Source organism: Demequina sediminis, assembly GCF_030296675.1.
Lineage (GTDB): Bacteria > Actinomycetota > Actinomycetes > Actinomycetales > Demequinaceae > Demequina > Demequina sediminis.
The window spans coordinates 1,713,090-1,738,497 of sequence record NZ_AP027736.1 but is presented as its reverse complement, the minus strand read 5'-3'; the positions used below and the strand labels follow the sequence as shown (position 1 = coordinate 1,738,497).

Sequence of the window (25,408 nt, the reverse complement as noted above, 5' to 3'; positions counted from 1 at the left end):
CCGAGGTCATGTGACACTCAAGCGACCAGGTGTCGCCGACACCGTCGAGAGCGGGCGAGTCCCCCGGTCCGCGACGCCCCCCATCGCCGCGAACCGCCCCCTCGGGCCCCTGTTCCCCCGGTTCCCGCCCGTCAGGCGACCCGATGCCTCTCGCGCCACATGATCCGCTCGTACTCGTAGATGCCCACGGTGTACCGGCGCCACAGCCGCTGCGGCTCGCTGAGGAAGCGGAAGGCCCACTCGAGCTTGGCGCGGCGCATCCACAGGGGTGCGACGGACTTGGTGCCGGCCACGAAGTCGAACGCGGCGCCCACGGCCGCGGTGGTGAGTCCAAGGTCCTCCGCGATACGGGTGGCCACGATGTCCTGCTTGGGCGTACCGAGTCCCACCCACACCAGGTCCGGCTTTGCGATGGCGATGCGCTCAAGGAGTTCCGGTGCACAGAGTTCCTCAGCCGTGCCGAAGGGCGGCGCCAGCCGGCCCGCGATGATCGCTCCCGGATAGCGCTGGTTGATCACGGTCACGAGGCGGGCGAGGGTCTCGTCGTCCGCGCCGTAGAAGAAGTGGCGCGTGCCGGTGAGGCGTCCCCTGTCGAGTACCGCCTCGAAGAACGACGGGCCCCTGACATGGGCATCGTCCATCCCGCCCTTCTTGGCGACGGCGTCAGCGACGGGGCGGCCGTCGGCGAAGTTCTCTCCGCTCGCGTTGAGGAGTGCTTTGTATCCCGGGTTCCGGTCGGCCAGCACGATGCACCACGTGTTGGTGAAGCGCAGGCACGTCGAGTCGTGGCGGTGGGCATGTTCGAGGGCGTCTTGGACGGCCTGGTCGAGACTCGCGGGGGCGATGCTGACGCCACCGATGGACATGCCGGGGCAATGGTCACGGTTCACCTCTACTGGGGACGAGCGCGTTCCCAGTGATCCCCCCAGGCCGCGCGACGGTGAGTGCTATGTCCGCTTTCGCGTTATTTATGCAGTTCGGACACTACACAGATGTGACATAGGTCACAAGGGGTGCGAAAGGGATATTTGGGCGACCGTCGGACGGGAGTGGCGACCGGTGGGGTCAGCGACTCGGGGGTCAGCGACGCGGGCGTCAGCGACTCGGACGGCAGTGGCGACCGGTGTGGGGTCAGCGGCCGCGCAGTCCGGTGGGCGGTGGCTAGCTGGCGACGTCGGCGACCGCGGCGTCGACCTGCTCGCCCCTCAGCCACAGAGAGACGTCGCGGACCGCGCCCCTGATCAGTGCGTAGGAGTCGTGGTACGCGCGCTGCGAGCGGCGGTAGGGGTCGGGGACGTCGTCGAGGTCGAAGCCGGCGAGCGTGTACCGGTGGGCCGCGATCGCGGACGGAAGCTCGCGGATCCGCTCCACGACCGTCGCGGACTCCAGCACGGCCCCCGTGCCTGCCGACGCGGCGAGCTCCGCCAGTGTGAACGTGCGCTTGAGTGCCGATGGCGCGATCTGCACCGCTCTTTGCCTGTGCTCGCGCGTCATGGTGATGATGAGGTCCGCCTCCTTCATCAGTTGCTCCGTGAGCAGGCGACCGCGGTGGGCGGCTCCGTCGATGTCGTCGGTGCGGAGCTCGAGGAGCATCTCCTCCGGGATGGGGGAGTCGACCATCGCGTGGGTGCCCGCGCTGCCGACCAGTGCGTGGCCCTCGAGTTCTCGGGCGAGGAGGAGCTCGGCGGCAGGTGAGCGGCAGATGTTGCCCGTGCATACGGTCAAGATGCGTGCCATGCGGTCACCCCCTGTTGGCGCTATGCCCGCCGAGCATCGGTTTGTCCGAATTGTCGGATTCCACGGCGCGGTCCGCACCCACGGTACCAGCGCCTGGCACGGATGCCGAGAGGTGGGTGCGATTCGTGCGCGCGGCTCGCCGCAGCGCGCACCCGCCCCGCCGGCACCCGCCCCGCCCCGCCCCGCGACCACCCGCCCCGCCACCCGCCCATGTTCCCGCCTCACCCACCCGCGTAGAGCGGAGGCCCGTGGGTGACGCGGCCGACCCCGCGGTGAGTTCCCGGATGGACATACTCACGTGTGATGTCGAGTGCCGCCCTGCCGCCAAGCCGTGGGGTCTGGCTCTCGTCGATGTGGGAGGGTGGGATGAACCACACCACGCCGTCGATGATGTCGATCCCCCAGCCGTCGTCGTGAATTCGATGATGGCATCGGACGCAGAGCATGATCGCGTTGTCGAGACTCGTGTGCCCCAGATGTCGGGACCACCACCTGATGTGGTGCACCACGCACCAGGCAGGTGGCGCATGACAGAATGCGCAGCCTCCATCCCGCTCTACCAGGGCAATCCTGTGCCGCTTGTCGAAGAGCCGCTGTGCGCGGCCCATGTCGAGGACCTCCGACTGGCTGTTCAGGACCAGCGGGAGGAGCTCCGCGTCCACCGCCATGTGGCGTAGCGACGCCGCCGAGAGGGGCGCGTCGAGCTGATCGCAGTCGCCCATGGAGCCCACGGAGTCGGCGACCCGCTCGCGAAGCGCAGACTCATCGATCCGCACGATCACCTGAGTCTTCACTCCGCCCGTGAAGCGGTCGCAGTCGAGTCCGTGGGTGAAGAGCATCACGAAGGCGTCCGCCATGATCTGAATCCGTGGTCGCGTGTCGCGCATCGCGGGATCCTGGTCCTGCCGACGCTGATATGCAGCCCGGACGTGCGCGTCGAGGTATGCGGTCACGGCCGCCGACGATGCCGGATCGAGGCGGGCCGTCACTACCACCATCCCCTCGTGATCCGTCTGCACGGTGACGGCTCGCTGCTCGTACTGCGCCCGCTCGCGCTCGTGCGCATCCGTGGACTGCGCGAGGCTGACGAGCCGGTCGCACGCCCGCCGCAGGTCTCGCATGCTCATGCGCAGGGCCTTCTCCAGCAGCCGAGCCTCCGTGCCCTCCCTGAGCCCCGCCGCCGAGCCAGCCAGCTTTTCGAGCGTCCGGCGTAGCAGTGCTGCCTGCTCCGCGGTGAGCCGGCCCGCCGCGAAGGCCTCGAGGATGAGCGGATAGGGCGGCGGCGCGGACGTCGAGCCCTGTGCGCTGGCGTCACGGCCCTCACCGCCAGCCCCACCGCCGCCAAACAGTTCACCTGCCTCGATGGTCTCGCGCACGCGCCTGCCGCTGCGGCCCGTCACGGTTCCCGACATGTCGGGATTGCTCTGGTGGCCGTTCTTGCGCGCATACTCCATGGGCCGATGCGCGAGCACCGTGTCCGCCATCGCGAGCGGCACCTCCGCCAGGTTGCGCACCAGCACGGCCGCGCGCTGCACTTCGACCACTTGGTCGGACGGCAGCGCGGACAGGTCGCGGCCGGCAAAGGCGCTCAGCGCCTCCACCGCGACCATCAGCCTGTCCGTCGAGAACTCCATGCTCACAGTCCATCACGCACCTCTGACATTCAGGACAAACCGGACTCCAATGCCCCCTCGCCTGTGGATAACTTCTCCCCTATAGTCGGATTTGGGTGGAAATGGCGGGGGGCTCGCGCCGGCCGCCCGCTGGGGAGGCCCGCTGGGGAGGCCCGCTGAGGGGAGGGCGCGTGGGTAGGGACGATGCTCGGGCTGGCGAGGATTCGCCGCGCGCCGAGTCCCCCCACGAGCCACCCCCGGCCACCCCACTCCCGGCCACCCCACCCCCCGCCAACCGAGCAAGCGGGCGGGACTGGCCCACGGCATCGGCCTCACGCTGGCATTCCTCACGACGGCCGCGCTCCTCGTGACCGCCGCCCTGCTCGCCTACGACGCCACCCGCCTCCAGCGCGCGGCGACGGACCTCGAGACCCACGCCCAGGCCGCCCGCGACGCGCTCGAGGACCGCGACGCCCCGGCCCTCGCGCGCGAGGTCGAGGCCCTCGAGGTCGCCGCCACGGCCGCGAGCGAGTCCACCGACGGCCCCCATTGGTGGCTCGCCGCGCGCACCCCGTGGATCCGCGACCAGGCCATACCCCTGCGCACCGCGGGCGCCGCCGCCCACGCGATCGCCACCCAGGCCCTCGCGCCACTCAGCGATACCGCCGCGCGGCACGACGGCGGCCTCGACAGCATCGCGACCCTCCAGTTCGAGAACGGCCGCCTGGACCCCGCCATGCTCGAGCCCTTCAGGGAGCCCCTCGCGCAGGCCGCGCAAACCCTCCGCGACCAGCAACAACGCCTCAGGGACGCGGCGACGGAGTACACGCTGCCGCCCATCGGCGACCCGTTGGCGCGGCTCGCGGCCCAGCTCGATGACCTCGCCGCTCAGCTCCAGAACGCGCACGTGACGGCCGAGTTGCTCCCGGGAATGCTCGGCGAGCAGGGGGACCGCACGTACCTGATCGCGGTCCAGAACAACGCCGAGCCGCGCGCCACTGGCGGCATTCCTGCCTCGCTCATCGAGGTCACGGCCAGCGACGGCACGCTCACGCTCGGCGGCTTCACGCCCTCGTATACCCTCACCGGCCCCGCAGGCCACGCGACCGCGACCCTCACCGACGACGAGCTCGCGCTCTTCTCCGCCCGCATGTCCCGCTTCCCGCAAGATGCGACCTTCACCCCCGAGTTCCCGCGCGCCGCCCAGGTCCTGCTCGACTTCTGGGAGGCCGCGCACGGCACGCGCCCCGACGGTGTCCTCGCGATCGACCCGGTGGCCCTGGGATGGCTGCTGGACGATGCCCCCGTCACCCAGGTGCCCCCTTCGAGATCGCGGGGGACACGTTGGCAAGCATCATGCTCGCCGACGCGTACCTAGCCTTCCCCGACCCTGGCGACTCGGACGCGTTCTTTGCCAGGGCATCGTCCGCGTTGTTTGAGACCCTCCTCGAGGAGGGACCGTCCGCGGACGGGATCGACCGCGCGATCGAGGGCGGGCGCCTCATGCTCTATTCGGACCGTCCGGCAGAGCAGGAGCTGCTCGCGACTACACCGCTAGGTGGCACGTTCCTGTCTCGAACGGACGCGCTCGGCGTGTTCCTCAACGATGGCTCGGGCTCGAAGATCGGCTACTACGTCGACACCGCTGTGACGCTCACGGACCACCTCTGCACGGACGGCCGGCTCGCCGCGCAGACCCTCGAGATCACCCTCACGCACACCTTCGATGGGGACCTGGCGGCGCTCCCCAGCTATGTGAGCGGCGGCGGCAACTTCGTGCCGGACGGCGAGTTTCACGCGAATGTGCTGGTCTACCCGTCGGCGGGGATGGGGGTGACGGCCATGACGCGCGACGGCGAGCCCGGTTTCCTCGCCCCGCACACCCACGATGGCCGACCGATGTCCCAGGCGCGAGTCGACCTGGCGCCGGGCGGGTCCACCACGCTGACCTATGACCTGACGGCCACCGCGGTCGCCGCGCCGCCCACGCTAGTCCTCACCCCCGGCCCGCGTGAGGCCACCGCCGACCGCGTCACCGAGGCGGCCGCGGGCTGTTAGCGACCGGCCTGCTAGCGACCCCGCACCCAGCTCGCGACGTCTCCCACCATCTCGCGCAGCAGCAAGTACGCGATGCGATACGTGGTCTGGTCGTGGCCCATGGGATCGGGGATGTCGGTCGAGTCTGCCTCGTCGACGACGGCCAGATGGAGCGCCGCGACGCGCGGGACATCGAGGATCCGGTCCCTCACCGAGTCGCCCCGCAGCACCGCGCCCGCACGCGCCACGGCCGCGAGGTCGCCCAGGACAAAGGCGCGGTCGGCGGCGCCCGGAGCGAGAGGCTCCACGTAGCGCAGCTGTCTGCGCGACGCCGTGAAGATCAGGCCCGCGTCCTCGAGCATCCCGCGCGTGAGAGACCTTGCGCGGTGCCGCTTGGCATCCACGCCGTCCCGCTTGAGCTCGATGCGCATGTTGCGCGGCATCACGGCGCCCTCGCGCGCATGCGTGCCAGCGCTCGTGACGCGCGCCTCCTGCCCCAGATGGGCGCGCAACAGGATCTCCGCGACGGGTGAGCGACAGACGTTCCCCGTGCAGACGGCAAGGATGTCGGTCACGGTGCCCCCCATGACGGTGCCCTCGGTCGGCGCTTTCGCGCCATCCTGCCAGCCACGGGCGTGCTTGGGAAGGGAGGGAGGCGCGCCCGGTGCGCCGGTGCAGCAGGCTACGGTGGCGGGTTCTAGGGAGGGACGATGCCCGCCACGCGGCCGAGCACGGCCGGTCCGTCGCCATTTCCGACGCACGCTCGCGATTCGTGAATCACCCTGGCGTCAGCGTGGTCGCGCTCCGCTCCCGAGCACCCTCACTCCCGCGAGGCGAGCCACTCCTCGAACTCGGCGGCGGGCATCGGCCGTCCGAAGAGGAAGCCCTGGGCGTACTCGGCCCCCAACTCGCGCAGACGGGTTGCCTGCTCGGGGGTCTCGACGCCCTCGGCGATGGTCGCGAGTCCAAAGTTCTGAGCGAGCGCCACGATGGTCGACACCAGGTCGCGGTCGGGCTTGCTGGTTTCCATCTGGTCCACGAAGGAGCGGTCGACCTTGACGTAGTCGACCGGGAAGTCCTTGAGGTAGCGCAGCGACGAGTACCCCGTGCCGAAGTCGTCGATCGCGATCCGCACGCCAATCCCGGCAAAGCGGTGGAGCTGGTCCACGACGATCTCGGACTGGGACGCGATCGACTCGGTGATCTCGAGCACGAGCGACTCCGGAGAGATCCCCGCGAGCTCGATGGCCGCCTCGAGGTGGTGGGCGAACTCGATGTCGTAGAACTGGTCGACAGAGATGTTGACGGATATGAGGATGTCCCCCAGCCCGGCGTCGCGCCACCGTGCCACCTGGGGTTGGTACGCGAGCGAGAGTTCGCGGTTCGACATCGCACTCCGCAGGGCGAGCTCCATGCGCTGGCCGCGCGCCTCCTCCTGGCCGGAGAGTTCGTGGTGCAGTGCCACGCGCCGCCGTCCCACCTGTTTGGCGGCCAACATGGCGGAGTCGGCCCTGCGCAGCAGCGTCTCGGGATCCGTGCCGTCGGCGGTGATGATGGCGGTCTCGTACTGCACGGTCTGACCCTGGGCCACGCGCCCAAAGTGCGCGGCGGTCTCCTCGATGCGGTCCGCCGCGATGAACGGCAGAAAGTTCTTGCCCACGACCTCGTCGGGCGAATACCCCATGAGTTGCGCGGTGGCATTGTTGGCGTACATGACCTTGCCGTCGATGTCGATGGTCGACACGGCGTCGACGTTGTCCTCGTAGAGCGAGCGGTAGCGCTCCTCGCTCTCGCAGAGCTTCAGCTCCATCTGGCGGCGGTCGGTGATGTCGCGCGCGCGTCCAAAGATGCCCACCACCAGGCCGTCTTCGATGTAGGGGCGGGCCAGCACATCGAGCAGGACCACGCGGTCGTCACTGGTGATGAGCCTGGCCTCGAATTGCTCGACGGAGCGGTGCAGGACGCGTGTGAGGCGCGCGTCGAGGTCCGCCAGGTCATCGGGGTGGACGCGCATCCGGTGGTCGCGGCCGACGATGAGGTCCCGCGGGAAGCCGACCTCGACGCGCCGGCCTCATTGATATCGATCACGGTGCCTGCGGTGTCGAGCACGTACGTCATGTCGGGGCTGTCGTTGACCAGCCGCCGGAACTGCTCGCGCGTGGTGCGCAACGCCCGTGTGAGCGCGTTGGCATCCAGTTCGCGGGAGGAGACGATGCGCAGGGAGGGGTCCTCCCCGCAGGAGCCACGGTGAGGAGCACTTGGGTGGAGCGGCCCAGGGGCTCGCGTGTCTCTGCTTCGACGCGCACGGGCTGGGCGGCCTGGTCCGCGTCGAGCGGCATCGCGTCGAAGTCGGCGTGATAGAACCGGCGCAGGTCCTGGCCACGAGCCGCTGAGGGGGCCACCGCGAACAGTTCGGCAAAGGCGCCGTTGACGGACACGATTTCCCAGCCGGCAGACCCGGTGCTGGTGTTGCGCACGCGTGCGGTCGCGACAGGGACCGGCAGGTGTGCGATCACGTCCTCGATGCGGGGGGCGTCTCCGGCCTCGTCGAGAGTTCGGGTGCTATGCATGCTCAACGTCCGTGCCCTCCCTCTTGGCTCGGTACATCGCCTGATCCGCGGCGCGCAGCAGATTTTCGAAGCTCTCCGATGCTGATCCCATGGCTACGCCAGCGGACACGCCGATCGAGAACTCCTGACCGTCGATGTCGAGCGGGGCGACCAGGGCTTCGACCAGACGCGCGGCGATCGCGTGCGCCTCCTTCGGTTCCACGTCGCGGCACAGCACCACGAACTCGTCTCCCGCGAGCCGGGCCGGCAGGTCGCGGTCACGCGTGACGCCCGCGATGCGCCGGCCGAGCGCGGCGAGCACGGCATCGCCGACGTCGTGACCGTAGTCGTCGTTGACGTCCTTGAAATCGTCGAGGTCGAGGAAGATGGCCGCGACGCGTGACCGGCGGGTGGAGGACAGCCGCGCACCGAACTCTTCGAGGTAGCGCCTATTGGGAAGGCCGGTGAGCGTGTCGTAGCGCGCCAGGTCCGCGAGGTGGGCGTTCTTGCGCGCGGTGACCGCGGCGCGAATGTCCTCGCCCAGGTCCAGCGCCTCCTCCGCGGCGCGTGCCCACGGCAGGGAACGTCCGGCAACGGTTTCGCGCCACAGCGCGAACTCGCGGCGCGGGGACACGGGGGTGCTCCGGTTGGCACGCGTCTGTTCGCCCAACCAGTGGACGTCGCGTTCGGCTTCCCGACGCATGAAGACCAGCATGTCGTGCGTCTCGCCGTGCTGGGGGTCGCTCAAGGGGAGGTAGATCACGCCGGCGACGCCGGGGATCTCGGCGTATGCGGAGGGGAACTCCTCGGCGAGCGCGTCCGTCACCACGGGATCGTCTCCCGCGTCTGTGCGGCCCGCCGCGAAGGCCTTCGCGGCGGCCGCGAGCGCCTCGCGCGGCGGCACCGCGCCGTCAGAGCGTTCCTCCTCCCCGATCTTCAGGTACACGCCGTCACAGGGGACCATCTCGCGCAACAGGCCCACGGCATCGTCCATCACCCCGTCAAGGGGGCGGTGCCGTAGAACGGCGCCACAAGCTCCGCGCGCTTGAGACGCAGGGAGATTTGGCGCTCAAGCCGCGCGATCCGGCGGGTGGACTCGATGCGTGCGGAGAGCAGGCGTGCGACCACTTCGAGTTGGCGCCGCACGGGACGCGGGAGGTGGCGCGGGCTCCGGTGTGAGCAGATGATCATGCCGGTGAGGCGATCGCCGTCGGTCATGCTCAGTGACACGGTGGCCACTTGGCCCATGTTGCGCATGAACTCGAGGTGGTGGGCCGCGGGGACGCGCAGGTCCGTGGAGGTGAGGTCAACGGGCTCGTGTTCACCCTGGAGGTAGCGCATGGGAGACACGGGCGCGATCGCGTCGACAATGCTCCGGGACAGCTTGCGCACGTACAGCTTTCTCGCCTGCGGCGGGATGTCCGATGCCGGGAAATGCAGGCCCGTGTACGGGTCCATGCCTGGTTCGTGCTCGTCCGCGATGATCAGGCCGCGGCCGTCGTCCAGGAACCTGTTGATGGTCACGCGATCGAACCCGGTCAGCACCTTGATCTCGGCGGCGGCGGCGTGGACCAACTGGTCGGGGTCGGTGATCGAGGCCAGACGATGGATGGCGTCCAGCGCTCCTGCGACGGTCGCCGCGGAATCGGCGCCGGTGGGTTCGAGCTCGACCAACAGGTGGGTGGGATGCGTGCGAACGGCCACATAGTGGGGAACGTCCTCGAGGACGATGGTGGCCTCACCCTCGCTGCCCTCGCTCACCGCGCGCGGGAGGTCGGGGTGAGCGCGGTCGAGGGTGCGGCCTAGCCAGGATGCGCGGTTGGCGCTGACGGCGTTGATGACGCCGCTCAGGGGAGAGACGCGGAGCACCGCGCCGATGCTTTGGACCTCATCGATGGTGTGGAGGGGGATCGCCCCGCACTCGCGGTGACGGCGGCGTTCGTCCTCGCTGAGGTGGGGCCGGTCCGCGCGGGGACGCGCGAGGGGTGGCTCCGCCGTGTGCGGCGTCTGCTGCACGGTGTCCTCCCCAGGTCAACATCGAGTGGTGGCCAGAGTGTAAGCACCACTTGTCACGCTCAGCGCCCGTTGTGGCGAAGTCCACGCTGGCCGAGTGACAAGTGCCACATCTGCGGGGGTCCGGGTAGCCTGGCGGCACTGGTGAGACGTCGTCCGCCGCCACCACCACATACCCGCTGAGGAGCCGCATGACCCCGCGACCGCACGCCTCCGGCGCGCGTTGGCGCTCCGGCGCGCGCCGCCGTGCCGGCGCCCAGCACGCCAGCGGCCAGCGCCCGCGCCGCGTCTGGCCGTGGGCCGTGGGCATCCCAGTCCTGGCACTGATCGCGACGGGGGCGGCCTTCGCGTGGGATGGCTACCAGCTCCTGCAGTCCAAGGACGCGCTCACGCAGCACGCCGCCGCCGCGCAGGACGCGCTCGCGGCCCGCGACCCCAATGCGCTCACACACGAGGTCGCGGAGCTCGAGAAGGCCGCCACCACCTTCGCCGGCGCCACCGACGGCCCGCATTGGTGGCTTGCGGCCCGCACGCCGTGGGTCCGCGACCAGGCCACGCCTCTCGCGCAGGCCGGCGCCGCCGTGGAGGCCATCGCCACGGATGCGCTCGCGCCACTCGCGGACATGGGCAGCCTTGATGCGCTCGCGGTCCCTGGCTTCACCGACGGCCGCATCGACCCCCTCACGCTCGAGCCGTACAGGGACGCGCTCGCCCAGGCGGCCGCCACCCTCGAGACGCAGCAGTCCACCCTCGAGTCCCAGGACCTCACCGCCACCCTCCCGCAGATCCAGGAGCCGTTCCTCGAGCTGCGCACGCAAGTGAACGCGGTGGCGGCGATGGTCCAGGGCGGCCACGTGGCGGCGGAGCTGCTCCCCGCGATGCTGGGCGGCGACGGACCCCGCACGTACCTGGTGATGGTCCAGAACAACGCGGAGCCGCGCACCACGGGCGGCATCCCTGGCGCCATCATCAAACTCACCGTCACCGACGGCCGGATGACCATGGGCACCTACGCCCCGGCATCGGCGCTCGTCAGTCAGGACGGCGTGGGCGGCCTCACGGAGGATGAACTCCGCATCTTCACCCGCCGCATGGAGGTCTACCCGCAGGACGTGAACTTCACGCCCGAGTTCCCGCGCTCGGCGGAGCTCATCACGCGCTTCTGGGACGCCGAATACGACCAGCAGGTCGACGGCGTGATCTCGATCGACCCCGTCGCGCTGGGCTGGATGCTCGAGGGCGCACCGGCCACGGCCGTGGGCCCGTTCGAGATCACGGGGGAGAACCTCGCGCAGGTCATGCTGCGGGACAGCTACCTCGAGTTCCCCGAGCCGGCGGAGCAGGACGCCTTCTTTGCGCGCGCCTCGGCGGAGCTGTTCGGGAGGATCGTCTCGGGGGAGGCCACGGCCCTCGCGGGGGTGGAGCGTGCCATCGAGGCGGGGCGGTTCATGCTGTGGTCCGCGCAGGGCGAGGAGCAGGCCCTCCTGGCGTCCACGCCCATCGCGGGTGGCTTCCTGGAGAGGGCCGATGCCGTGGGCGTGTTCGTCAACGACGGCTCGGGTTCGAAGATTGGGTGGTATGTCGATTCCGAGACCACGGTGACGGACCACTTCTGCTCGGATGGGTCGCTGGGCGGGCAGACCATCGAGGTCACCTACACCCATACTTTCGATGGGGACGTGGCCAGCCTTCCCGAGTACGTCTCGGGCGGAGATGTCTACGTGCCGGCGGGGGAGTTCCACGCGAACGTGCTTGTCTACCCCGCGGTGGGAATGGGTGTGGCGAATCTCACTCGGGATGGTCGGCCGGGATTCTTCAACCCGGAAGTCCATGACGGCCGGACGGTCGCGAGCACGCGCATTGTGCTCGAACCCGGACAATCCACCACGCTCGTGTTCGGACTTATCGCCACGGAGCCGTCGCTCCTGGCACCGGCCGTGGTGGAGACCCCGGGTTCGAAACCTAATGTTTACACCCGGACTGCCGATTAACTGCTAGATGGCTGTTAACATGAACGCGAATCCATGGCGGTGCAGAGAGCGCCGCACGCTGGGAGGCAAACAATGATCGCTCGTACTTTCGCATCTGTGGCGCTGGCAGGCGCCGTGGTGCTCGCACCCACCGCCGCTTTCGCGGAGACCTACCCCGCCCCTGACGACGCGCTGACGTGCTCGGCGACCGTTGTCGACCAGGGCCAGACGTTCGACTGCACGGTCGAGGGCCCCAACGGCGCCTCGGCTCAGCTGCAGACCACCACCTCGGGTGACGACGCCACCATCGCTGGCACCGTGACCTCTGCGCCCAAGACCATCGTCAACAACGTCGCGGAGTTCACCGTGACGGCGCCCGGCACCGCCGGCGTGATCGGCATCTCCGCCATCATCAACGGCGAGGCCGTCGACACCGCCTCGGTCAACGTCGCGGCCGCGACCGGTGGCACGGACGAGGAGCTCTCGAGCACCGGCTTCGAGAACGCCGGCCTGGCGATCGGTGCGGGCGTCCTGCTCGTCGCCGGCGCGACCACGGTGTTCGTGGCCGGCCGTCGCCGCGCGAACGTCAACGCGTAAGGCTCACTCGCTTTAGAGCAAGGCCCCCGCACCTCACGGTGCGGGGGCCTTTGTCATTGCCGGCGGGACGATGCCGGGCTACTTCTTGCCGTCGGTCTCCGCGTAGGTGTAGCCGTAGCGGCCGTAGCCGTACGCGTCGGGCCCCTTGGTGGGCAGCATGGTGAGGACCAGGCCGGACAGCGGGGCGCCCACGGTCTCGAGTGCCGCCAGGGCGCTGTCGACCTGGTGGGCATGCGTCGATCCCGCGGCCACGATCAGCACGGTGCCGCCCACCAGGCGCGCGAGCACAGCGGCATCGGTGACGGGTAGCAGCGGGGGAGCGTCGTAGAGCACGACGTCGAACTCGGCGTTGAGGCGCGTGATCAACGTCTCCATGAGGGAGCTGCCCAGGAGCTCGCTGGGGTTGGGCGGGATCGATCCTGCCGGCAGCAGGAACAGATCGCTCCTGCCCCAGCGCTGCACGGCGTCGTAGAGCTCGACGCGGCCGATCAGGACGTCGGTGAGGCCCACGCCCGACTCGACACCCATGTAGGCGGCCATCTTGGGGCGGCGCAGGTCCGCGCCCACCAGGAGCACGCGCGCACCGGCGTCGGCGAGCGTGATCGCCAGGTTGGCGGCGGTGGTCGACTTGCCTTCGGAGGGCATGGAGGACGTGATGACAAAGCTGCGCTCGGAGCGCTCTGCGTCCAGGAACTGGAGGTTGGTGCGCAACGTGCGGAAGGACTCGGCCCGGGGGCTCATCGCGTCCTCGTGGACAATGAGCGGCCGCTGCTTGGCCTTGGGGTCGTACGCGATCCCGCCCAGCACGGGGGCGTCGGTGACCCGCTCGAGGTCGCGCTCGTTGCGCACGCGAGTATCAAGCGTCGCGCGGACAATCGCGAACCCCACCCCGAGGGCGAGGCCCAGGAGCAGGCCAAGCGCCACGTTGAGGTTCCGGTTGGGTGACGTGGGCGCCCCGGGGACCTCGGCCTGCTGCACGACGGACAAGCGCACGGGTGAGCCGGCCGCGGCATCGGTGGTCTCGATGTCCTCGACGGTGGCGATCAGCTGGTTGGCGGTCGCGGTCGCGAGCGAAGCAGCGAACACGGCGTCCGCGTCGGTCACCGTCACATCGATCACGGTGGTGTTGAGGGGCGTCGAGGCGGAGACCTGACCCCGTACCTCCGACACGGCGCGTCCCAGGCCTAGGTCGTCGATCACGGGCTGGAGCACCGCGGAGGTCTTCACCAGGTCCGAGTAGGTCTTGACGCGCTGCTGGGTGAAGGTGTTGCCCGTTGCCAGGTCCGCCACGTCGCTCGAGTTGGCCGTCGAGACAAACACCTTGGCGGAGGCTGTGTAACTCGGCGTCGACACGACGGAGAACGCGAGCCCGGCGCCGGCGCCCAGCGCCGTGAGGACCACAAGGGCGATCCAGTTCTTACGAAGGATGCGAAGGTAATCCTGCAGTTCCACGGTTCTCCTCACGCGCAGCCGTCCGGCGGCGCCCCCGCAATTGTTCCATGGCTATGTCGGCGTTTCGTGACTTTCGAGGGAGGTCCTGAACAATTGTCATAGAGCGCCGCTACTCTGGGCACCGTGACACCGGGGGACATCGCAGCGGACCAGGCGGCGCCGAGCGCCCACGCATCCATCCAGCGCATGTACGGCGCGCGCGGCTGGGCGCACAAGTATCAGGCGCGCCTTTTCCTCTCCGACACCTTTGTGGTGGCGCTGGTGATGGTCTTCGCGCACGCCGCGAGGTTCGGAAGGGACCTCTGGGCGCCCGTCGCTGGAACCGGGAATCAGACGTACGCGGTCGTCACCTTGGCCATCGGGATCCTGTGGATCATTCAGCTCGGAGTGACCGGATCGCGCGAGGCCAGGATCCTCGGACACGGTCCTCAGGAGTTTCAGCGGGTGGTGGCTGCGGGGTGGTGGACCTTCGCGATCGTCGCCATTGTGGGATTTCTCACGCAGTGGCAGATCAGCCGCGGCTACCTCCTCTTTGCGCTTCCCCTGGGCACCGTCGTGTTGCTCATCTATCGCGCGGTGTGGCGCACCTGGATCCACGCTCAGCGGGACCGCGGCGAGATGCAGGCGCAGGTGTTGGTGGTGGGTCCGCTCTTGGTCTCCGAGCAGATGGTGAGACGCCTTCATCATGCGCGGCGCGCGGGTTACAACGTCGTGGGGATCTGCACGCCGCCGGGCACCACGACCCCTGCGGTCGCTGACATCGACGGTGTGCCGGTCCTGGGTCCGCTTGACGACGGAGTAGCGCAGGCATCCGCCGCGGGTGCGGAGTTCATCCTGCTCTCGGGCAACGACGCCATGTCGTTGCGCGAGGCGCGTGCGCTGGGCTGGTCGCTCGAGGGCTCGGGAATTGGGCTCATTGTCGCCCCGTCGATGGTTGACGTGGCCGGCCCCCGCGTGAAGATGTCTCCGGTCGAGGGCTTGCCGTTGCTCCACGTGGAGGCGCCGCAGTTCTCGGGCCCCACCGTGGCGCTCAAGCTGCTCACCGACCGCATTGGTGCCGCGCTGATTCTTGCGGTGCTGGCTGTGCCGCTCGCGATCATTGCCGTGCTGGTCAAGCTCTCGAGCCCAGGGCCGGTGCTCTACCGCCAGGTGCGCGTGGGGCTCGACCACCAGCTCTTCGAGATGCTGAAGTTCCGGTCCATGTACGTGGATGCGGACGCCCGTCTGGCGGATCTGAGGGAGTCGAGTGACGGCAACGGCGTGCTGTTCAAGATGCGCGAAGACCCGCGCGTCACGCGCGTGGGCCGGGTCCTGCGGCGGTATTCGCTTGACGAGCTCCCGCAGCTGCTCAACGTGCTCAAGGGAGACATGTCGCTGGTGGGTCCCCGGCCCCCATTGCCGAGCGAAACCGAGCACTGGGACGCTCGCGTCTCGCGCAGGCAGCTGGTGCGCCCGGGCATCACGGGCCTGTGGCAGGTGAGCGGACGTAGCGACCTTTCGTGGGACGAGAGCGTCCGGTTGGACCTCTACTACACCGAGAACTGGAGCCTGGGCGGCGACGCGATGATCATCCTGCGCACCCTGTGGGCCGTCATCGCCGGTCGCGGCGCCTACTAGGGAGCTAGCTCGCGTGCTGCGACGGTGTTGAGGACCTCGCGCCAGGCGTCGATCGCCGAGTCTGCAGAGAGGTTCGCGCGCCAGTAGTCCGACCTGAGTTGGCTCATTCGCTTAGTGCGTGAGTTCAGGATCGTTCGAGTGCGTCGAGGATGGCTTGCTCCGCGTCTGGGATCTCGGGTGTGAAGGTCTGTTCGGTGCCGTTGATCGCGATGGTCGCGGATCGCAGGGGCCGTAGCTGACGGATCACGTTGCGGATCGCGAGCCCGCTTCGGGCTTGGACCTCGCGGCTGACGGCCAGTGCGGTGAACACGATCGTCAGGTGTGCCTCGATCGCGTCCCGGGTGTGGTGGAACATCGGCCGGGCGCGTAGGTCGGTCGGGTCTGCCCCAGCATCGGTTGACTCTGACCGTCACGGATCTCGGTCCGTGCTGGAAGGATGTTTCCCGTGCCCAAGCCCTATCCCGCTGAGTTCCGTCGTGATGTCGTTGCGGTCGCCCGTCGGGGCGGCTCGATCAAGCAGATCGCGAGGGACTTCGGTATCACCGAGTCGTGCCTGCGCAACTGGTTGAAGAATGCCGACGTCGAGGACGGTGTCCGTCCCGGTGTCGTGGCTGAGGAGTCGGCCCAGATGCGTGAGCTGAAGAAGCGCAACCGTCAGCTCGAGGAAGAAGTCGAGATCCTCCGCCGCGCCGCCGCGTACTTCGCGAGGTCCCTCTCCCCAAAATGACGTACCCGCTGGTCCTTGACCTTGCCGCTGACGGCCTCCCCGTCGCGGTGACCTGCCGGGTGCTGGGCTTTTCCAAGCAGGCGTTCTACAAGTGGAAAGCCAACCCGATCACGGACGCTGACCGTGATCGCGCGTACCTGATCAACGCCGCCCTCGACGTCCACGCCGACGACCCCGAGTTCGGCTACCGGTTCATCGCCGACGAACTCCACGCGCTCGGCCTCGAGGTGTCCCGCAACACGGTCCACGCGTTGTGCAAGGAAGCGGGCATCATCGCGGCCGTGCACCGCAGGAGGGGAACGGGGAAGACAGCCGGCCCGCCCGTCCACGACGACCACGTCCGACGCGTCTTCACCGCCGACGCCCCCGACCGGGTGTGGCTCACGGACATCACTGAGCACCCCACGGGCGAAGGCAAGTTGTACCTGTGCGCGTTCAAGGACGTGTTCTCGAACCGCATCGTCGGCTACTCGATGAGCGACCGGATGACGTCATCGCTGGCGGTCGCGGCGCTCGAGCAGGCCGTCGCCCGACGCACCCTGACAGGTGCTGATCTGAACGATCTGACCTGCCACTCGGACAGAGGGTCCCAAGGCGGATTCAACTGGTCGTCGCAACACCTCGATCTAGAGGTGTGTGATGGCACGTCGTCAGCAGAATGCGGATCGCGCGATCAGGCCGAAGCTCAGGTCGCCGGGGCATCCGAAGTTCCAACGTCACGTCGAGGTCGCGTTCTGGGAGCAGATCGCGAAGGGTCTGCTCGCGGAGGAAGCCGCGGCGGTCGTCGGCGTGGCGCAGGCGGTAGGCGCGCGGTGGTTCCACAAGGCTGGCGGCATGCCGCCATTCGACATCAAGCAGCAGCATTTGGGCAGGTATCTGTCGTTCGCTGAACGCGAGGAGATCGCGCTGCTGCACGTTCAGGGCCGGGGTGTACGCGAGATTGCCCGCGTCATCGGACGCGACCCAGGTACCGTGTCGCGGGAGTTGCGCCGCAACGCGGCCACCCGCTCCAACTCGAGTGGCTATCGGGCGTCGGTGGCGCAGTGGAAGGCCGATATGGCCGCCAAGCGGCCGAAGGTCGCCAAGCTCGTCGCCAACCCTCGATTGCGGGCCTACGTCGAGGAGCGCCTGACGGGGCAGATCTGCTTGGCGGACGGCACGATCGTGCCCGGCCCGACACCACCGCGCTTCACCGGGCGGGGCAAGCCGCACCGCAAGGACCGGGCGTGGACGCAGGCGTGGAGCCCTGAGCAGATCTCGAACCGGCTGCCGATCGACTTCCCCGATGATGAGTCCATGCGTATCAGCCATGAGGCGATCTACCAGTCCCTCTTCATTGAAGGGCGTGGTGCGCTCAAGCGTGAACTGGCTCTTCACAATTGAGGCTGTAGCGGCCACTCGATGGTGAACGGTCGGGGGTAGGGGTCGAGGTCCTCCAGGATGGAAGTTCCTAAGCTCACCGTCCGGAAGACCTCGACGTGTCTCACGCTACCTTCGGCGCGCCCGATCTCACGACCTTCTGCAACCTCGACGACCTGGGCCTGACGGTCACTGGGCAGCGGATCGCGGCCGATCGGGCGGTGCTCGAGTGCCGCGTCGCTGTGATCGACGATGTCTGCCACGGGTGCGGTGATCGTGCTCGCTCGCTGGGTACGCAGTCGCGCTTCCTCGCTCACGAGCCCTTCGGGTGCCGGCCCACGACGCTGCTGGTCCGGGTGCGCCGCTACCGGTGCGAGCCGTGTGGTCGGTTCTGGCTCGATGACCTTCGCGCTGCGGCCGATCCACGGGCGAAGATCTCGCGGGGTGGACTCGCGTGGGCACTACGCGCACTCGTCGTGGACCACCTCAGCGTGTCGCGGATCGCGGCGGGGCTCGGGGTCGCGTGGAACACCGCGAACGACGCGGTCCTGACCGAAGGCCACCGCCAGCTGATCAACGACCCGACCCGCTTCGACGGCATCGCCGTGATCGGAGTCGACGAGCATGTGTGGCGGCACACCCGTTTCGGCGACGAGTACGTCACCGTCATCATCGACCTCACCCCGGTGCGTGACAGGGTCGGCCCGGCCCGCCTGCTCGACATGATCCCTGGCAGGTCCAAGGCCGTGTTCAAAACATGGCTATCGGAACGGTCCAAGGCTTGGGCCGACGGAATCGAAACGATCGCGATGGACGGCTTCGCGGGCTTCAAGACCGCCGCAGCCGAAGAGTTGCCTGCCGCGACGGCCGTGATGGACCCGTTCCATGTCGTGCGTCTCGCCGGCGACGCCCTCGACCAGTGCCGACGCCGCATCCAACAGGCCATCCATGGACATCGCGGTCACGCGGGCGACCCGCTCTACATGTCCCGCCGGGTCCTGCACACAGGGCTCGAGTTCCTCACCGAACGCCAGTGGGATCGGCTCGACGCCCTCTTCGACGCCGACGACCACGCTGAGGTCGAGGTCACCTGGGGCGTCTACCAGCGCCTCATCACCAACTACCGCAACCCCGACCGGGCTGCTGCGCGCGCCGACTTCACGGCGCTGATCGAGTCGCTACGCACCGGCGTCCCTGCCGCACTGGTCGAGCTGCGACAACTCGGCCGCACCCTGAACAACCGCAAGTCCGACGTCCTCGCGTACTTCGACCGCCCCGGCACATCCAACGGACCGACGGAGGCGATCAATGGACGCCTCGAGCACCTGCGCGGCTCGGCCCTGGGCTTTCGGAATCTCACCCACTACATCGCCCGCTCACTCCTCGAGGCCGGCGGCTTCAGACCACTCCTACAGCCTCATCTGTGAAGAGCCCGTTTCGCGCCGACGAATCATCCAGGGTGCGGCGTGGGCGACGCCGGCGATCGTGCTCGCGACGGCGGTGCCGGCGCGTGCCACCAGCGACAATCTGGTCCACGTCGGTGCGTCGACCGATCCCGGCACGCTGACGCTTGACGTGACAGCGCCGCGCGCCGCCTCCGCGTACACCGTCACCGCGACGATCACCTACGAGTTGGGCCACTTCTCGTCTGCGGGCTCCTACAGCGGGGCGGCGTGGACCTTCGGCAACCCCGGAACCGTCGTGGCGCAGTTCACAGTGCCCGCCGGGTCGGGCGACGCCGTGTTCTCCGCGGAGTGGACGCCTGTATTCAAGTCGGCTCCTGACTCGGTTGTCCAGACGGTGACGTTCACTTCGGCTGGTCCGGCGGTGTTGAGCCCGAACCAGATCGTGGTCACGCTGACCGCGGCCTCCTAGGCCGTGTTGATCAAGAGGTTTCGTTCCTCGGTGGGCAAGTCTTGAACGGTGACGCGACAGGAGATCTCTGACGAGGTGTGGGCCGTGATGGAGCCGTTGATGCCGACGGCGACCGGGAGGTCGCGGCCGTGGACAGATCACCGACTCACTGTTGAGGGGATGGCGTGGAAGTACCGGACCGGGGCGCCGTGGCGGGACGTGCCGGATCGGTTCGGGAAGTGGAACTCGATCTACAAGCGGTTCAACCGGTGGGCCGAGGACGGCACCTGGGAGCGACTGCTCGCCGAGGTGCAGAAGCAGGCTGACGCTGCCGGGAAGATCGACTGGGTCGTCTCGATCGACTCCACGATCGCGCGTGTGCATCAGCACGGCGCGACCCTCGCCCGGGACACAGGGGCTCTGCCGAATCACAAGAATCCGTGGTTCGAGCCGCCTGATCACGGGATCGGCCGCTCCCGGGGCGGGCTCACGACCAAGCTGCACCTGGTCTGCGACGGTCGCGGCCGGCCGCTGGGGATGATGATCACCGGCGGGAACATCAACGACACCACGATGATGACCGCCGTGCTCGAGGACATCCGCGTGCCCCGCGACGGGAAGGGCCGGCCCCGCACCCGCCCCGACCGTGTACTCGCCGATAAGGGCTACCCATCGAAGGCGAACCGGGCATGGCTGCGCGAGCGAGGGATCGCGGCGACCATCCCGGAGCGCGACGATCAGATCGCGCACCGCCGCAAGAAGCCGGGCCGGCCGATCGACTTCGGCGACCAGCAGCAGGAGCGATACAAGGGCCGCAACGTCGTCGAGCGCTGCTTCAACAGGCTCAAGCAGTGGCGTGGCATCGCGATGCGCTCCGACAAGCTCGTCCGCACCTACCGCGCCGCCGTCAGCCTCGCCGCCACGCTGATCTGGATCAAATCAGACTTGATCAACACGGCCTAGCCAGCCGGACCTCGCCCGCCCAGACGCTCGGCTCGCCCGGGCGTCTGGAAGGTAGCACCCCAGCAAGCGCTTCTTCAGATTCGCGCGCTGCATGCCGATACTCAGGTAGAGTTTCGTGCTCAGGATGTGGCGCTTGTCACATGCTTAGTTGATCTCTACCCTATGAGTGACCGAGTGGCAGCTGAGGGGCGGCCGCGGATCCCCGACCGAGGAGCGACATGACCGAGAAGACCACTGGCGTCTCCCGCCGACGCGTGATGCAGGGCGCAGCCTGGGCGACTCCGGCGATCATGCTCGCGGTCGCGAGCCCCGCGACAGCGAGTTCGACGGGCCTGACTGTCACGGGGGGATCACCACGGGCCGTAGCAACGAAGTCAACTTGAACGCGAATGTTCCGCGCAACGTCACGTCGCTGTCACTGTCGCTTGTCTGGACCGTCACGTCGCCGGCGACGATCACGGGTGTGTCGATCAGCGGGTGGACGTATGTGAGCGGTGCTCTGGGCAACATGCAGTTCACGCGTTCTGTGACTGCGGGCACGGGAGCGACCGTAGATGTGCCGCTCGTCGCGGTATTCACCTACGCGAGCGGAACCGGCGCCTCGCCGATGGACGTGACGTTCCAGTTGACCTCGACGCCTTCGTACCCGAGCTGGAGCAACACGTTCAAGGTCAAGCGGCCATAGCGCTCCGAGGCGAGTTCCGCTTGACGGTTGTGACGCGCAGGTAAACTCTCGCGATCGCGCCTAGCGCATGTCCCATTTGTCACTTTAGAGTGCTGCCGTACCGGTGCGGGGCTCGGGGGAGTTCACATGGGACGTCGACACGTGGGTCGCAAGAGGCATTCGCTCGACAAGCCGTGGATGATGCGTGATCACGCCGGTGCTCCTGGCTGGGCGATCGTGCTCACCGTTGTGGTGATCGCGCTGATCGCCGCGTACGCGTTCGTCGCCCCGGATACGGCGTCCCCGGCCTCGCTGGCTCCGACGCTCGGCGGGCTCGACCCGATCGCGTCCGGCGGCTGAACCGCCGCGCCCAGCCTCCGAACTTGCTGTGAGGTGCGTCTCGTTGCCGCACGTCCCAGGTATCACGCCGTGATGTTGGCGGGGTGTGGCGCTCGCTGAGGGGCGCCCCCGTCCTGCTGAGGTTGTGATGCCAGAGTCTGCACCCGCGACGTCGCGCCCGCGGTCCGTGTCGCGCCGGCGCGTCCTTCAGGGCGCCGTCTGGTAGGCCCCCGTGATCCTGATCGCCACGGCGGCTCCGGCCGCCGCCACCTCCGTGCGCGAGGCCGGCCAGCTCATCTTCGCGACGTCGGGCGCGACGTACGCGAACCAGACGGCGTCCAAGGTCAACGTCGGAGCGGTGCTCGGCTATCTCGACGACGGCGTCGCCCCCGACGGGTACCTCGTCGGCGACGTGACGCTCACGGTCGCGCTGCCCAAGTCGGTCGTCTCGACCAACGCCCCGAGCATCGTCGGCTCGGCGTGGACGCTCACCAGCGAGAGCAACACCTCGACCGACCGCGTGCTCGAGTTCACGTATCAGAGTGGATCCCTCGACGCGACCAGCTCGGTGACGGCCGCCCTCGAGTTCTCGGTCGACAAGAAGTCGAACGCCGGCCTGGGTGCCTTCACCGTCGCCTTCGCCGGCGACGGCACCTCGAACGGCGTGGCCGTTCCCCAGGTCACCACCACCCGCACCGCCGCCGTGCAGGGCGTGCTCGTCTGGAACAGCGCGTTCTCGTCGGGCCACAACGGCGGCGGCTACCGCGTCGGCTTCCGGTTTCGCCATGCCGGACCGTACAACCCCAATCCCGGCAGAGCGGTCTCGAGCATCGTCGCCATCGCATCGTTCCCCGCGACCGCTGCGGGCGCGCCGATGTCCGTGACCGGAGCCAACTGGACCTTCGAGGAGATCGGGGTCTCCGGCGGGGTGCGCAGCGTGCGCTTCCGCTACAGCGGGGCGGACCTGACGCCGAACGGGCAGACGTCCACCCTCAACGTCACGTTCCCCGAGGGCGCGAGCCCGACCGCGTCGCTCGCGGTCACGCTCAACGCCATGGCGAGCTCGGCGGGGTCCACGCTGACGCTGGCGCCCGTATCGCTCACGGTCCGCTGAGCCCGCGGCGTCGGGCCTCCCGGCGCGGTGTCCGCACTGTCCGAATCACCCCTGATGTTCCCCGGTGAGACGTTTCGCACTCGCGCTGTCGCACGGGCCGCATGACACGGTAATTTGCGTCTGTCAGGCACGACGACGGCCGCGGTGCCTGAGGGGGTACCCGGCCCGACTTACGGGAGAGGGCCCGGTGGACGCACATCTGACGCAGGGGCAGGCGCGCCGCATGGCGGCAGCCGCGCCGACCACCTTTGTCGACGCCACGCTCGCAGGCGGCGCCTCGCACGAGGCGCCGGTTGAGGCCGCGCCGATCGGCCAGCTGCACCTGTCCGACATCGCCGCGATGGAGGCCGCCGGCGACGGCGCCGCCGCACTGCTGCTGCGCGCGAGCGTGGTCTACGAATCCGCCGACGGCACCCCGATCCGTCGGGCCACCCTCACCGTCGACGCCCCCGGCGTGTGGTTCGACGCCGACCCCGCGTGGCACCTGCTCGACCGCGGCGCCGAGGAGGGCTGGAGCCTCGCCGTCGACGCCGCCCGCGGCCGCGCAACCTTCACCTACGTGGGCGCGCTCGGCCACTGCGGCAGCGCCGGGATCACCGCGCGGCTCGGCATCGAGCCGGGGACGCGGATCGCCGGGCGGGAGATCGTGCTCACGGCATCGGTGGACGATGCGGGCGCCGGGAACGCGGCGTCCGTGCGTCGCGTCACCGTCGCCTGACCGCTCGCGCACGCCCGATCGGGAAGGATGGGCGCATGAGCACGCCGTCCCCGTTGACCCGCCACGAGGGCCTCGCCGAGGTCACCTCCGAGACCCGCGCCACCGTGCTGAACCTCCCGCGGCTCGAGGAGCAGCAGGTGCCGTACATTTTCGAGGGCACCGCGTTCGAGATCTGGACGCGCATCGACGGCACGCGCACCGAGTCCGCCATCGTCGACGAGCTCGCCGAGGCCTACGAGGCGCGGGCCGAGGAGATCGCCCCCGAGGTGCACGCGTGCGTGCCATAGCCACTTGAGCGGCTCCGTTCGCGGTTGGAGCCTGGTTGTCGTTGGGCGCAACCGTGAAGTGTGGGCGAAACATCCAGGCGGTACACTTCCCGGGAAAAGCCCGAGCCGCGACGTCTGTGGCGCTGTCGGGACCGAGCGTCTCCGTGCCCGCGTCGTGCTCGGCAGGTTCGCAATCTGAGGGGGCTGCATGAGCGAGCGACGAAGTCCAGGCGCACCTGCCGTCGCCGATGCTGCCGCACCGAATGCCTCTGATCGGCCGAGGGCTGGGTCGCTCGTCCGCCAGATCATGGGCTACGGATGGACAGCTGCTGTCGGCCTCATCGTCGATTTCTGCACGTTGGCACTCCTTGCCGACGTGTTCTCTGTGCACTACCTCATGGCGAGCACGTCGGGTTTCTTGTCAGGCCTCGCAGTCGTCTTCGTCCTGAGCGAGCGGTTCGTGTTCCGGGACCCGCGCGTCGCTCATCCGTGGGTGCGTTTCTCGCTATTCGGCGTCATCGGCGCGATCGGACTCCTGCTGCTCAACGGTCAGATGTGGGTCTTTGTTGAGAAGCTTGGTTGGTACTACCTCGTCGCCAAGGCCGTCGCCACGGTGACCGTGTTCGCGTGGAACTTCCTCGCACGACGATGGATGTATCGCCGGTGACCGCACGCTCGGACGCGATCGTGATCGGTGCAGGTTTCTTCGGCCTGCGCATCGCGCTGTATCTGCGAGAGGAGCTGGGGCTGGCTCGGGTCACCGTCATCGAGGCCGAGTCCACGGCGATGGAGCGCGCCTCCTACGTCAACCAGGCGCGCGTCCACCACGGGTACCACTATCCGCGCAGCATCCTCACGGCCTACCGGTCGAGGGTGAGCTCGCGCGCCTGGTCCGACGAGCACTCGCCCGCGCTCTACACGTCCTTTCGCCACTTCTACGCCATCGCGTCGACCTTCTCCAAAGTCAATGCGCGTCAGTTCGAGACGTTCTGCGAGCGCATAGGCGCGCCGCTCTCCGAAGTGCGACCACCGCAGCAGGCGTGGTTCTCACCGGGACACATCGAGAAGGCTTGGGAGGTCGAGGAGTTCGCATTCGATGCGCGCGTCCTGCGCACGCTGATGCTCGACCGCGTCGCTCGGGCTGGCGGGGTGGAGATCCTTCATAACCGCAGGGTTGCGAGAATCGAGAGCTCCGGGTCGGTGGTCAGTATCACGACAGCGGACGGCGACGTCTATTGCGCTCCCCTCGCGATCAGCAGTGTCTACGCTTCCACCAACGAGCTCCACCGTTCCGCGGGGCTGCCGTTGATCCCTCTCCAACTCGAGATCACCGAGATGGCCCTGGTAAGGGTGCCCGACCAGCTGCGCAACGCTGCGATCACCGTCATGGATGGGCCCTTCTTCTCGCTCATGCCGTTCCCGGCGCGCGGGCTGCACACCCTCTCTCACGTCCGCTACACCCCTCACGCCCGCTGGTTCGACTCCGCGGAGGCGCCGGACCCCCGACCCATCGCGAGCCGGGTCGATCTGGCTGCACAGCCCTCCAACTTCCGCCCGATGATTGCCGACGCCCGCCGGTACGTTCCGAGTCTCGCCGATCTCGAATACGTCGATTCGGTCACTGAGGTCAAGGCGGTTCTCAGGTTGTCCGACGCCTCCGACAGCCGCCCGATTCTGGTTCGCAATGACGCGGGCATCGATGGCTACTACTATGTGCTGGGCGCAAAGATTGACAACGTGGACGATGTCCTCGAAGAGCTATCCCACGCCCTGGTCCAACACGGCAGAGGTGTGAAGACGGAGGTGCGCCAGTGATTCC

General features: G+C 68.6%; 24 protein-coding genes and 4 pseudogenes. 17 read left to right on the top strand and 11 right to left on the bottom strand.

What is annotated here, in order from left to right:
* Positions 1 to 131: 131 nt before the first annotated feature.
* From QUE44_RS08840 to QUE44_RS08830, 3 genes are all read right to left on the bottom strand, one after another.
* Positions 132 to 866 (bottom strand): WecB/TagA/CpsF family glycosyltransferase, encoded by a 735-nt coding sequence (locus QUE44_RS08840; protein WP_286214156.1) that lies wholly within the window; start codon positions 864 to 866, stop codon positions 132 to 134.
* A gap of 295 nt (positions 867 to 1,161) precedes the next feature.
* The gene (locus QUE44_RS08835) at positions 1,162 to 1,737 is read right to left on the bottom strand and encodes an arsenate reductase/protein-tyrosine-phosphatase family protein (protein ID WP_286214155.1); all 576 of its coding nucleotides are present in this window, start codon (positions 1,735 to 1,737) and stop codon (positions 1,162 to 1,164) included.
* Between the two features lie 221 nt (positions 1,738 to 1,958).
* Positions 1,959 to 3,371, bottom strand: coding sequence for an HNH endonuclease signature motif containing protein (locus QUE44_RS08830; RefSeq protein WP_286214154.1), 1,413 nt, complete (start codon positions 3,369 to 3,371; stop codon positions 1,959 to 1,961).
* 346 nt (positions 3,372 to 3,717) lie between these two features.
* Between QUE44_RS08830 and QUE44_RS08825 the strand changes: the two genes are divergently transcribed.
* Both QUE44_RS08825 and QUE44_RS08820 read left to right on the top strand, forming a co-directional pair.
* On the top strand, positions 3,718 to 4,728 hold the full coding sequence (locus QUE44_RS08825) for a DUF4012 domain-containing protein (protein WP_286214153.1): 1,011 nt from the start codon (positions 3,718 to 3,720) through the stop codon (positions 4,726 to 4,728).
* Positions 4,707 to 5,408 carry a hypothetical protein gene (locus QUE44_RS08820; RefSeq protein ID WP_286214152.1) on the top strand — a complete coding sequence of 234 codons (702 nt, stop codon included), beginning with the start codon at positions 4,707 to 4,709 and terminating at the stop codon, positions 5,406 to 5,408. Before QUE44_RS08825 ends, QUE44_RS08820 begins: the two co-directional genes overlap by 22 nt.
* Before the next feature lie 11 nt (positions 5,409 to 5,419).
* Here the strand turns inward: QUE44_RS08820 and QUE44_RS08815 are convergent, their stop codons facing one another.
* From QUE44_RS08815 to QUE44_RS08790, 6 genes and pseudogenes are all read right to left on the bottom strand, one after another.
* A complete protein-coding gene (locus tag QUE44_RS08815; RefSeq protein ID WP_286214151.1) occupies positions 5,420 to 5,962 on the bottom strand; it encodes an arsenate reductase/protein-tyrosine-phosphatase family protein in 543 nt (180 codons plus the stop codon).
* Positions 5,963 to 6,207: 245 nt separating this feature from the next.
* Positions 6,208 to 7,197: an EAL domain-containing protein gene (locus tag QUE44_RS14135; RefSeq protein ID WP_350226926.1), complete on the bottom strand. Its 990-nt coding sequence runs from the start codon at positions 7,195 to 7,197 to the stop codon at positions 6,208 to 6,210.
* Positions 7,195 to 7,428, bottom strand: a pseudogene (locus tag QUE44_RS14130) (PAS domain S-box protein); the annotation flags it as partial. The gene QUE44_RS14135 and the pseudogene QUE44_RS14130, both read right to left, overlap by 3 nt.
* Before the next feature lie 73 nt (positions 7,429 to 7,501).
* Complete coding sequence (locus tag QUE44_RS08800; RefSeq protein WP_286214150.1) at positions 7,502 to 7,957, bottom strand: nitrogen regulation protein NR(II); 456 nt, start codon at positions 7,955 to 7,957, stop codon at positions 7,502 to 7,504.
* Complete coding sequence (locus QUE44_RS08795; protein ID WP_286214149.1) at positions 7,950 to 8,930, bottom strand: sensor domain-containing diguanylate cyclase; 981 nt, start codon at positions 8,928 to 8,930, stop codon at positions 7,950 to 7,952. The genes QUE44_RS08800 and QUE44_RS08795 overlap by 8 nt, the downstream gene beginning before the upstream one ends.
* On the bottom strand, positions 8,930 to 9,952 hold the full coding sequence (locus QUE44_RS08790) for a GAF domain-containing protein (RefSeq protein ID WP_286214147.1): 1,023 nt from the start codon (positions 9,950 to 9,952) through the stop codon (positions 8,930 to 8,932). Before QUE44_RS08790 ends, QUE44_RS08795 begins: the two co-directional genes overlap by 1 nt.
* Positions 9,953 to 10,140: 188 nt before the next feature.
* Here QUE44_RS08790 and QUE44_RS08785 point away from each other — a divergent pair, with 188 nt between their 5' ends.
* Entirely contained in the window at positions 10,141 to 11,940 is a 1,800-nt protein-coding gene (locus tag QUE44_RS08785) for a DUF4012 domain-containing protein (RefSeq protein WP_286214146.1), read from the top strand.
* 96 nt (positions 11,941 to 12,036) lie between these two features.
* Complete coding sequence (locus QUE44_RS08780) at positions 12,037 to 12,516, top strand: hypothetical protein (RefSeq protein ID WP_286214145.1); 480 nt, start codon at positions 12,037 to 12,039, stop codon at positions 12,514 to 12,516.
* A gap of 78 nt (positions 12,517 to 12,594) precedes the next feature.
* On the opposite strand, the gene QUE44_RS08775 is transcribed toward QUE44_RS08780, so the two are convergent.
* Positions 12,595 to 13,968, bottom strand: a complete 1,374-nt coding sequence (locus QUE44_RS08775; protein ID WP_286214144.1) for a tyrosine-protein kinase domain-containing protein — start codon at positions 13,966 to 13,968, stop codon at positions 12,595 to 12,597.
* Between the two features lie 123 nt (positions 13,969 to 14,091).
* Between QUE44_RS08775 and QUE44_RS08770 the strand changes: the two genes are divergently transcribed.
* Positions 14,092 to 15,585, top strand: a complete 1,494-nt coding sequence (locus tag QUE44_RS08770) for a sugar transferase (RefSeq protein WP_286214143.1) — start codon at positions 14,092 to 14,094, stop codon at positions 15,583 to 15,585.
* Between the two features lie 124 nt (positions 15,586 to 15,709).
* Here QUE44_RS08770 and QUE44_RS08765 read toward each other — a convergent pair.
* Positions 15,710 to 15,961: pseudogene (locus QUE44_RS08765) on the bottom strand (IS1634 family transposase); the annotation flags it as partial.
* 69 nt (positions 15,962 to 16,030) lie between these two features.
* Here QUE44_RS08765 and QUE44_RS08760 point away from each other — a divergent pair.
* The 12 genes and pseudogenes from QUE44_RS08760 to QUE44_RS08705 form a co-directional block, all read left to right on the top strand.
* Positions 16,031 to 16,905: pseudogene (locus QUE44_RS08760) on the top strand (IS3 family transposase); the annotation flags it as partial.
* Between the two features lie 46 nt (positions 16,906 to 16,951).
* A pseudogene (locus QUE44_RS08755) lies at positions 16,952 to 17,680 on the top strand (transposase); the annotation flags it as partial.
* Positions 17,681 to 17,790: 110 nt separating this feature from the next.
* The gene (locus QUE44_RS08750; RefSeq protein WP_286214142.1) at positions 17,791 to 19,098 is read left to right on the top strand and encodes an ISL3 family transposase; all 1,308 of its coding nucleotides are present in this window, start codon (positions 17,791 to 17,793) and stop codon (positions 19,096 to 19,098) included.
* Between the two features lie 58 nt (positions 19,099 to 19,156).
* Positions 19,157 to 19,546, top strand: a complete 390-nt coding sequence (locus tag QUE44_RS08745) for a hypothetical protein (protein ID WP_286214141.1) — start codon at positions 19,157 to 19,159, stop codon at positions 19,544 to 19,546.
* Between the two features lie 48 nt (positions 19,547 to 19,594).
* Entirely contained in the window at positions 19,595 to 20,488 is an 894-nt protein-coding gene (locus QUE44_RS08740) for an IS5 family transposase (protein ID WP_286214140.1), read from the top strand.
* A gap of 379 nt (positions 20,489 to 20,867) precedes the next feature.
* Complete coding sequence (locus QUE44_RS08735) at positions 20,868 to 21,173, top strand: hypothetical protein (protein ID WP_286214139.1); 306 nt, start codon at positions 20,868 to 20,870, stop codon at positions 21,171 to 21,173.
* Between the two features lie 126 nt (positions 21,174 to 21,299).
* Positions 21,300 to 21,512, top strand: a complete 213-nt coding sequence (locus QUE44_RS08730; RefSeq protein ID WP_286214138.1) for a hypothetical protein — start codon at positions 21,300 to 21,302, stop codon at positions 21,510 to 21,512.
* A 211-nt stretch (positions 21,513 to 21,723) separates the two neighbouring features.
* Entirely contained in the window at positions 21,724 to 22,605 is an 882-nt protein-coding gene (locus QUE44_RS08725) for a hypothetical protein (RefSeq protein WP_286214137.1), read from the top strand.
* A gap of 223 nt (positions 22,606 to 22,828) precedes the next feature.
* Complete coding sequence (locus QUE44_RS08720) at positions 22,829 to 23,323, top strand: hypothetical protein (protein ID WP_286214136.1); 495 nt, start codon at positions 22,829 to 22,831, stop codon at positions 23,321 to 23,323.
* Positions 23,324 to 23,358: 35 nt separating this feature from the next.
* The gene (locus tag QUE44_RS08715) at positions 23,359 to 23,610 is read left to right on the top strand and encodes a PqqD family peptide modification chaperone (RefSeq protein ID WP_286214135.1); all 252 of its coding nucleotides are present in this window, start codon (positions 23,359 to 23,361) and stop codon (positions 23,608 to 23,610) included.
* A gap of 187 nt (positions 23,611 to 23,797) precedes the next feature.
* A complete protein-coding gene (locus QUE44_RS08710; protein ID WP_345378539.1) occupies positions 23,798 to 24,256 on the top strand; it encodes a GtrA family protein in 459 nt (152 codons plus the stop codon).
* Complete coding sequence (locus tag QUE44_RS08705) at positions 24,253 to 25,404, top strand: FAD-dependent oxidoreductase (RefSeq protein ID WP_286214134.1); 1,152 nt, start codon at positions 24,253 to 24,255, stop codon at positions 25,402 to 25,404. Before QUE44_RS08710 ends, QUE44_RS08705 begins: the two co-directional genes overlap by 4 nt.
* Positions 25,405 to 25,408: the final 4 nt, after the last annotated feature.